This window comes from Marinobacter antarcticus (assembly GCF_011049865.1).
Lineage (GTDB): Bacteria > Pseudomonadota > Gammaproteobacteria > Pseudomonadales > Oleiphilaceae > Marinobacter > Marinobacter antarcticus_A.
On sequence record NZ_DRGY01000042.1, the window covers coordinates 1 to 9231 of the forward strand.

The following is a 9231-nucleotide window of genomic DNA, read 5'->3' on the forward strand; positions in this document are numbered from 1 at the left end:
CCCACGACGACTTCTCCGGCGCTGGGTCGCTCCATCACCATGACGAGTTTCAACAAGGTGCTTTTGCCCGCACCCGAGTGCCCGGTCAGAAACGCCAACTCACCGCGATCCAGATGAAAATTCACCTGACGCAGCGCAGTGTGTTCGCTGTCGTACCGTTTGGTAACCTGGCGAAATTCGATCATGACGGGCTACTGCTCCACGTAATCGGGTTATTCAGCAAACTATTCAACAACTTATTCAGCAAACAGGGCGTCCACGAACGTTTCAGCATCGAAGGTACGCAGATCATCAACCTGCTCGCCCACGCCGATATAACGAATAGGAAGCTGCAACTGACGGGCGATGGCGAACACAATACCGCCTTTGGCTGTGCCGTCCAGTTTCGTTAAGGTAATGCCGCTTACGCCAACAACCTTCTGGAACACCTGGGCCTGGCTCAGGGCGTTCTGCCCGGTGCCGGCGTCCAGCACCAGCATCACTTCGTGGGGAGCTGTGTCGTCCAGTTTTTTCATTACCCGGACAACCTTTTCCAATTCACCCATCAGGTTGTCTTTGTTTTGCAGCCGGCCCGCCGTATCGGCAATCACCACGTCCATGCCGCGGGATTTGCCAGACTGAATCGCGTCAAAGATAACCGAGGCGCTGTCAGCACCCGTGTGCTGAGCCACAACGGGAACGTTGTTGCGCTCACCCCATACCTGCAACTGCTCGACGGCCGCAGCGCGGAAGGTGTCACCGGCCGCCAACATGACCGACTTGCCTTCGTTCTGAAATTTTTTGGTGAGCTTGCCAATGGTGGTGGTTTTGCCTACGCCATTCACGCCAACCATCAGGATAACGTAGGGCTTTTTCGCTGAATCAATCGTCAGTGGTTTGGTGACGTCTTTGAGCAGGCCTTGCAGTTCTTCACGCAACGCCTTACGCAGTGCTTCGCCATCCTTGAGTTGATTACGTTTGAGCTTATCGGTGAGAGACTCAATAATCTCTGACGTGGCCGTCACGCCCACATCCGCCATCAACAAAGTGGTCTCAATTTCTTCCAAAAGCTCTTCGTCAATTTTCTTACCCGCGGAGAACATATCCGCCATACCGCCGGTCAGGCTTGCACGGGTTTTTCCGAGGCCCTGCTTTATACGCTCAAAAACACTGACCTGGGGCGCGGGTTCAGGCTCTGGTGCCGGCTCGGGTTCTGCCACCACCTCTGGCTCAACGGCGGCCGGTATTTCAACGGCTTCTTCAGGGGCGGGGGCGGGGTCGGGGGCTGTTTCTGTGGCTTCCTTCCCAACCGGCGTCGCAGGCGCAGGGCCTTTCACAGCCTCCGGTTTGCGCTGGGGCACAGGTTTTGGCCGCGGGATACGACGGCGGTTGCTGGCAATATCCAGAACAAATACGAGCACAAGAAAGGCCAGAAGGCCGACTGAAATCCACTCTGCCATCATAAAGTCATACCGTCAGTCTGAATGGGCGGGATAAATAAAGCGGGTATTCTAGCAGACTGGCCCCGGGAAGTGAGGATCTCGTGGATTATCATAGAAGGCGAAATTTCCGCTAAGATGCGCCACACACAAAGAACGTAACCCGCTTTCGGAGCATACGGCATGACCCGCAGAAAACCCGCAGGACCGCGCCTTTCAAACAAGCCTTCTAAAGGCGCGACCGCAAAACAGACGGCGATGGGTGAACTGCGTATTATTGGTGGTGAATGGCGCAGCCGAAAGCTACGTTTTCCTGACGTTGGCGGCGTGCGCCCGACTCCGGCCCGCACGCGGGAGACCCTGTTTAACTGGCTAGCGTTTCACCTGGCAGGAAGCGACTGTCTGGATTTGTTTGCCGGCTCAGGCGCACTGGGTCTGGAAGCACTTTCCAGAGGCGCAGCCCACGCTACTCTCATTGATAACAACGCTGCCTTGGCAACCGCGCTGCGGGACAATCTTCGCCTGCTCGGCTCGGGCTCGGGCTCGGGCACCGTGGTGTGCACGGGCTCGGATGCCTACCTCAGTCAGCGAACGCGGCAACCGTACGATATTATTTTCATGGACCCACCGTTCCGGCAGGACTGGCTGACCACGTTGTTCCCGCTGCTGGAGATCCAAGGCTGGTTAAAACCTGGAGGCTGGGTTTATGTGGAACATGAGAGTGACATCGAGGCGCCGGCTGCACCCGCCAATTGGCAGCTGCATCGCCAGAAAACAGCCGGGCAGGTCACTTACTGCCTGTACCGGGTGTCTCACGCCGCCGGGCGCAGTGAATAGGCCCGCAGGTGCGCCGCAAAATCTTCGAGATATCGAATACCGCTGGCCTCTGCCTCTTTGCACCACTCCATCAGAGCCTGCAGTTTGTCCTGGGGCTTAAGCCCACGTTGGCGCCAGAGAGCCTGCAACTCATGGCTCTTCTCATAAATCTGGCGCAACACTGCGTTGCTCTCCAGAACAAATTCCAACGTTTCCTTTTCCTTTGGCTTGATCAACGTCACTTCCCGAGAGAGCAACTGTTTGAGCTTGCGATATCGGGGACGAACCTCATCATCTATCAGGCTTTTTTGCTGGCGCAAAACCGGTTCCGTTACCCGCTTGCGATACTGCCGCATAATGTCAAAACGGTTGTTGGCTATCGCCTGCACGGTTTCCACATTCATATCCTGCTTGCCCGGCACATGGTGGGCAATCGGACGATACCCTTTGGGCTTGGCAAGGCCGAACAGCTGGAACAGACGGATGTAGCCCCAGCCAATATCCACTTCGTACCAGCGCCGCGAAAGTTTTGACGAATTGGGGTAGGTATGATGGTTGTTGTGCAGTTCTTCACCGCCAATCAAAACACCAAGCGGAGAAATATTGCGGGCGTTGTCCGCACACTCAAAATTCCGATAGCCCATCCAGTGGCCAATGCCGTTCACTACGCCGGCCGCCCAGAAAGGTATCCAGGCCATCTGAACCGCCCAGATCCAGATGCCGTGCACGCCAAATAGCGCCAAATCAATCACCGCCATCAGCACGATGCCCAGCATCCTGTAATGGCTGTAAACGTTGCGCTCAACCCAATCTTCAGGGGTACGCTGGCCGTAACGCTCAAGGTTCTCCGCTGTTGCCGCTGAAGCATAAAGCTCGGCGCCCTCAAACAGAACTTTCCGTATTCCGAGCACCACTGGGCTGTGCGGATCATCTGCCGTCTCGCATTTAGCGTGATGCTTACGGTGGATCGCAGTCCATTCTTTGGTATTCTGCGCTGTGGTCAGCCATAACCAGAAGCGGAAAAAATGCTTCAGTGCAGGGTGCATATCCAGTGAGTTGTGAGCTGAATGACGGTGCAGGTAAAGCGTTACACCGATAATTGTGATGTGGGTCATACCCAACACAACAAGAATTAGCTGCATCACCGAAAGGTCAAGGAGACCGTTAAACCACATAGTTAATCCTCAAATCAAAATTCACAGCGTCCATAAGTGCGCCAATGCACCTACTTTAGCGTACACGTGTTAGCCATAACAACTGCCTTTGAAGGCGAATTTATTGCGATCTACACGTGCGCTGCGCCAAGCCCCTAAAAACTTAATCGGAGACCGGCTGCGTGCCAGAGCTACCCGAAGTTGAAACAACACGGCGCGGCATTGCGCCTCACTGCGAAGGACAAACCATCGCCCGGATAACGGTGCGCAATGGCCGTTTACGCTGGCCAGTGCCCGAGGATATTGCCGCGCACATGGAGGGGCGCATTATCCGAACGGTGGATCGGCGCGCAAAATACCTGTTCCTCAACCTGGACCATGGCACCGCCATCATTCATCTGGGCATGTCTGGCAGCCTTCGCGTCATCACCGACAATTCGACGCCATCGACACACGACCACATTGACCTTGTGTTGAATTCCGGCGTTATTCTGCGATTCAACGATCCTCGCCGTTTTGGCTGCTGGCTATGGTCTGACTCTGCCGCAACCCACCCGTTAATTGCCAATCTGGGCCCGGAGCCATTATCAGCAGATTTCAGCGGCGGAATGCTGTTCCGGTTATCCCGAAGCAAAAGCACGCCGGTGAAATCCTTCATTATGGACGGCCATGTGGTTGTCGGTGTCGGAAACATCTACGCCAACGAAGCCCTTTTCAAAGCCGGCATTCACCCTCGGCGCAAGGCCGGGCGCATCAGCCTGGACCGCTACCATCGCCTTGTGGAAGCCATCCGGGAAATCCTGAGCGCCGCCATTTTGATGGGCGGCACCACGCTGCGGGATTTCGTCAACAGCGATGGCAAACCGGGCTATTTCGCCCAGTCTTTGCTGGTCTATGGCCGCACCGGAGAGCCTTGTTGTGAGTGCGCAACACCGTTGAAAGAAATCCGCATGAACGGTCGATCTACGGTGTACTGCACCCGGTGCCAAAGATAGATTCGTGCAACACCCGGCCGAAACCGTGCTGAACCGCACAATTTGCTACGAAAATTCGTTTGAAAATACGTAAATATGATTCATAGTTAACAGAGGATTAATGCCCGAAGGTTACAATACGGTTCGATGCACCCAACACGAACCCGGTACTGGCCTCGAACAATCCGGTACCAACGGGCCCCAAAAAGTTCAGGAGACAGACTAATGACCCGCACTATTTCACGCACCCTGATGGCCACTTTGGCGGCCTGCCTGCTGGCTTTTTCATCCGTAGGCCACGCACGTGTCATTGAGGAAAGCCCGTCAGCGCTGGCCATGGCAGGTGATGCAGTGTTTGTGCGCCCAGTGCTACTGGCCACTACCATTGTGGGAAGCGTTGTGTACCTGGTGTCCCTGCCGTTCTCTTTGCTCGGTGGCAACGCGGAAGAAGCAGGCGAAGTTCTGGTTGTGGGTCCGGCGAAAGCAACCTTTGTACGCTGCCTGGGTTGTACTACGTCAGGCCGAAAAGCACCAACGGTAGAACAGACCGGCAACTGAGCCTCATCGCCACGTCGTTTCTGGCACATCGTTGCAGGCAAACTGTTTCAGAACAGTATCCGTAACATCCCCGCTTGCCTCAAACGCGAATCTGGGACAGCCTGACGAAAACTTCTCAGGCTGCTTTGTTTTATGATCGACTGGACGTCCCTCGAAACCGTGTTCCTGGACATGGACGGAACACTGCTTGATCTGCACTTCGACAACCATTTCTGGTTAGAACACCTGCCCCTGCGCTATGCCGAGCAACGCAACCTGAACCCGGTTGAAGCCAAAGAGCAGCTAATCAGCATGATCATGGCTGAACGAGGCACGCTCAATTGGTATTGCACCGACTACTGGAGCGAGCGCCTCGCCATCGACATCACCGGCCTGAAGGCCGAAGTAGGTGACCGCATAGGTTACCGCCCCCACGTGGCAAACTTTCTTCAGGCGCTCAAAGACACCGGGCTGCAGTCCGTGATTGTAACCAACTGCCACCCCGACCCGCTGGAACTCAAGCTGCAACTTACGGGCCTCGACAGCCTTGTGGATGGCATTGTTTCGAGCCACCAATTGGGCAAACCCAAGGAAGACATCGGTTTCTGGAAGGATCTGCAGCAACTGGCGCCTTACACGGCCGCCACAACGCTGATGATCGATGACAGCTTTCCGGTACTGGAAAGCGCCCGGTCCGCCGGCATTGCTCAGTGCCTGGGCATTCTCGCCCCTGACAGTAAGCAGGCTGCCCGGCAAACACATCCCGAGATACCCTGCGTTCATCACTTCGATGAAATCCTGGCATCCATCCACCAGCAAAGACCCTCCAACCAGAAAAGCCCCCTGCCATCTGCAGGCTGAGGGCGTTATAATCCCGGCATACGCCCATCAGGTGAGGAGACATGGCGGCATCCACTTCGGACGATCAACGGGTAAGACTCGATAAATGGCTCTGGGCTGCGCGCTTCTACAAAACTCGCGCCCTGGCCAAAGCCGCAGTTGAAGGCGGCAAAGTTCACTACAACAGTCAGCGTTGCAAGCCGGGCCGACTGGTAGAGCTAGGCGCTGCGGTCACCCTGCGCCTTGGCTTCCTGGAAAAGATGGTGATTGTAGACGAGCTCAGCGAGCACCGACGCAGCGCGCCCGAAGCTCAAACGCTCTATCATGAAACCGAAGACAGCGTAAAAAAGCGGGAAGATCTCTCGTGGCAGCGCAAAACCATGCAAGCGGCTCAACTGCCACCCGCCCGGCGGCCATCCAAGAAAGATCGCCGCAATATTCAACGATTCCGTGACCAGAATGGCCTCTGAACCCGATAGTCCTGCTCTGTGATTCCGGCATTTATCGTTTTACGTTTTGCATCAAGCACCCAGTTTTCAGGAGAACCAGCATGGCATCCCGCGACCAGTTCCAACGTTTTATATTTGAGCACAGCCAGGTGCGCGGAGCCTGGGTAAAGCTTGACGAGAGCTTCCAGGAAATTACCAACCAGGCGCCCTATCCAGAGTCCATTCGCGGTCTGCTTGGCGAAGCGCTTGTGGCCAGTATCGTTATGAGCAGCAGTCTGAAATTTGAAGGTACCTTGTCTATTCAGGCCCAGGGCAAAGGCCCGCTGCGAACGCTGATGGCGGAATGCAGTCACGACCGGAAAATTCGCGGCCTGGCGCGGTTTGATGAACACGCGGTCAGCGAGGAGAGTTTTCACAACCTGCTGGGCGAAGGGCGCATGGCCATCACCATTACGCCGCAGCAGGGCAATCGCTATCAGGGCGTGGTTCCCCGTGAACGAGACAGCCTGGCGGGATGCCTTGAGGAGTACTTTGAACGTTCCGAGCAAATTCCCACCAGCCTGTTCCTGTTTTCCAGTGAACATGGCGCCGCCGGCCTGATGCTTCAACGCCTACCCGGGGCCACAGAACAGGACGACGAACTCTGGGAGAGGGTTAACCATTTGGCGCGCACCGTGAAAGCGGACGAACTGCTGGAGCTGGACAGCGAAACCCTGCTGCATCGTTTGTTCCATGAAGAAACCGTGCGACTTTTTGACGCCGAGAACGTAGCGTTCCAGTGCAACTGCTCCGAGGAGCGAACTCGCAACGCACTCGAGGCCATTGGCAAAGACGAATGCTACAGCATACTGGAGGAACGGGGCGCCATAGACATGGACTGCCAATTCTGCCACGCGCACTATCGCTTCGATAGGAATGATATTGATCATCTTTTCGCTGGCCATACGCTACACTAGCAGTGGTTACAGATTCATCCGGAAGCCTGCGTTCATATGGCCTTCGGAGAAGTCGTTTTTAACCGGCGCCTCTGATAAAGGAGAGCGCCTGAACTGACGTGGTTGCTCAGTTTACCGTCAATTTGGGGGGCGGCCTGAGTAATCACCAAGACATCCGAGGGCGAGGTCTAAGTGAGCAACACTTATAATGATCTAAGTACAGCAAGGCTGGTTGAGCAGGCACTGGCACGTAACGAAGGCGAACTTGCCGCCAACGGTTCACTGGTTGTAAAAACCGGTAATCGTACCGGCCGGTCTCCTATGGATCGCTACATTGTGGAAGAGCCGAGCACGTCTGACGACATCCATTGGGGGCCCATTAACCGGCCGTTTGAAGCGGATAAGTTTGACGCCCTGTGGGATCGTGTAGAAGCCTATATTGCTGAGAAAGATCGCTTTGTTTCACTGGTTCATGTGGGCTCCGATCCAGAGCACTACTTGCCCGTCAAAATGACCACCGAGACCGCCTGGCAAAATCTGTTCGGCCGCAACCTGTTCATTCGTCCGGAAAACTACAACCAGGCTGACAAACAGGAATGGCAGATTCTGAACGCCGCCAACTTTGAATGCGTTCCGGAACGTGACGGCACCAACAGCGATGGCTGTGTCATTATTAACTTTGCCCGCCGCAAAGTGCTTTTAGCCGGCATGCACTACGCCGGTGAGATGAAAAAAGCCATGTTCTCCGTGCAAAACTTTCTACTGCCGGAAAAAGACGTACTGCCGATGCACTGCTCGGCAAACGTTGGTGAAGACGGCGAGACCTGCCTGTTCTTTGGTCTTTCCGGCACCGGCAAAACCACCCTTTCCGCTGATCCGCACCGCTTCCTGATTGGCGACGACGAACACGGCTGGGGCCCCGGCACCGTTTTTAACATCGAAGGCGGCTGCTACGCCAAGTGCATTGATCTGAGCAAAAAGAACGAGCCCATAATCTGGGATGCTATCCGTTTTGGCGCTATTGTTGAGAACGTCACCATTGATCCCGAAACCCGTGAGCCGGATTACAACGACGTTTCTCTGACCGAAAACTCCCGTTGCGCCTACCCTCTCGAACACATAGAGAAACGCGTTCCTGAAAACCGCGCCGGCGAGCCAACTCACGTTGTGTTCCTGACGTGTGACATGACGGGCGTTTTGCCCCCCGTGTCTATTTTGAGCCGTGAAGGCGCTGCGTATCACTTTCTGAGCGGCTACACAGCTCTGGTTGGATCCACGGAAATGGGCTCATCGTCCAAGCTGAAATCCACGTTCTCCACCTGCTTCGGGGCGCCATTCTTCCCGCGGCCGGCCGGTGTATACGCCGAGCTGCTGATGAAGCGCATTGACGAGTACGGCAGCAAAGTCTTCCTGGTTAACACAGGTTGGACCGGCGGTGCTCACGGCCAGGGTTCTCGCTTCAGTATCCCGACGACCCGCGCCATCATCGGTGCGATTCAGAACGGCAATCTGGACGATGTTGAAACCGAGCACCTGCCCACCCTGAATGTAAACGTTCCCAAGCACGTGCCGGGCGTCGACAGCGAGCTGTTGAGCCCACGCAACACCTGGGCCAGCGCGGACGACTACGACAACAAAGCGGAAGAGCTGATCAGCCAGTTCGTCGAAAACTTCAAGAAATTTGATGTTTCCGACGCCATCGTGGAGGCCGGCCCGAAGCTCTGAGCTTGCCATTACTGCGCATCCTTTTGAAAGAGCGCCCTGCGGTAAGCAAGGCGCTCTTTTTTATGGTAGCGACAAGACCCTCACTGCGGTCTATACAAGTCATGGCGAAATCAACTGGCACCGTCCGATCAATAAAACGGCGCTTCAGCACCCTGTGTTGTCGGGTGGCTTTGGACTAGAGAATCGCCTAATCCCGGTTTTATGGCTATGATTATGCAGGAAACTGCGCACACGCGGCATTTAGCCGCGAATTTATGTGAGCAGGCGTTACGGAGGGAACAAGGTGACCGAAAACAGAAACGTAGCCGTCTTGTACGATGACAGAGTGCTTGCGCACTACCCTGACACCAACGTTGCCTTTCTGCCGGGCCGGCTCGATAAAC

The 9231-nt window shown here is 55.5% G+C and carries 10 protein-coding genes; 7 read left to right on the plus strand and 3 right to left on the minus strand.

Annotated features, from left to right (window positions below; genetic code table 11):
• Together ENI00_RS05420 and ftsY are read right to left on the minus strand one after the other, a co-directional pair.
• Window positions 1–185: ATP-binding cassette domain-containing protein (locus ENI00_RS05420; RefSeq protein WP_304099986.1), on the minus strand; the 185-nt coding region annotated here is incomplete at its 3' end.
• Window positions 186–236: 51 nt separating this feature from the next.
• Complete coding sequence (gene ftsY, locus ENI00_RS05425; protein ID WP_304099989.1) at window positions 237–1442, minus strand: signal recognition particle-docking protein FtsY; 1206 nt, start codon at window positions 1440–1442, stop codon at window positions 237–239.
• A 159-nt stretch (window positions 1443–1601) separates the two neighbouring features.
• Between ftsY and rsmD the strand changes: the two genes are divergently transcribed.
• On the plus strand, window positions 1602–2255 hold the full coding sequence (rsmD, locus tag ENI00_RS05430) for a 16S rRNA (guanine(966)-N(2))-methyltransferase RsmD (protein WP_414674215.1): 654 nt from the start codon (window positions 1602–1604) through the stop codon (window positions 2253–2255).
• Here rsmD and ENI00_RS05435 read toward each other — a convergent pair.
• Window positions 2231–3409, minus strand: a complete 1179-nt coding sequence (locus ENI00_RS05435; protein ID WP_304099993.1) for a DesA family fatty acid desaturase — start codon at window positions 3407–3409, stop codon at window positions 2231–2233. The genes rsmD and ENI00_RS05435 overlap by 25 nt on opposite strands.
• A gap of 161 nt (window positions 3410–3570) precedes the next feature.
• Between ENI00_RS05435 and mutM the strand changes: the two genes are divergently transcribed.
• From mutM to ENI00_RS05465, 6 genes are all read left to right on the plus strand, one after another.
• Entirely contained in the window at window positions 3571–4383 is an 813-nt protein-coding gene (gene mutM / locus ENI00_RS05440; protein ID WP_304099996.1) for a bifunctional DNA-formamidopyrimidine glycosylase/DNA-(apurinic or apyrimidinic site) lyase, read from the plus strand.
• Between the two features lie 204 nt (window positions 4384–4587).
• Window positions 4588–4920, plus strand: a complete 333-nt coding sequence (locus ENI00_RS05445; RefSeq protein ID WP_304099999.1) for a hypothetical protein — start codon at window positions 4588–4590, stop codon at window positions 4918–4920.
• Between the two features lie 132 nt (window positions 4921–5052).
• Window positions 5053–5760 (plus strand): GMP/IMP nucleotidase, encoded by a 708-nt coding sequence (gene yrfG / locus ENI00_RS05450; protein WP_304100002.1) that lies wholly within the window; start codon window positions 5053–5055, stop codon window positions 5758–5760.
• Between the two features lie 41 nt (window positions 5761–5801).
• Window positions 5802–6209, plus strand: a complete 408-nt coding sequence (gene hslR, locus ENI00_RS05455) for a ribosome-associated heat shock protein Hsp15 (RefSeq protein WP_304100005.1) — start codon at window positions 5802–5804, stop codon at window positions 6207–6209.
• Window positions 6210–6289: 80 nt separating this feature from the next.
• Window positions 6290–7144 (plus strand): Hsp33 family molecular chaperone HslO, encoded by an 855-nt coding sequence (hslO, locus tag ENI00_RS05460; RefSeq protein ID WP_304100007.1) that lies wholly within the window; start codon window positions 6290–6292, stop codon window positions 7142–7144.
• A gap of 171 nt (window positions 7145–7315) precedes the next feature.
• On the plus strand, window positions 7316–8848 hold the full coding sequence (locus tag ENI00_RS05465) for a phosphoenolpyruvate carboxykinase (RefSeq protein ID WP_304100010.1): 1533 nt from the start codon (window positions 7316–7318) through the stop codon (window positions 8846–8848).
• Window positions 8849–9231: the final 383 nt, after the last annotated feature.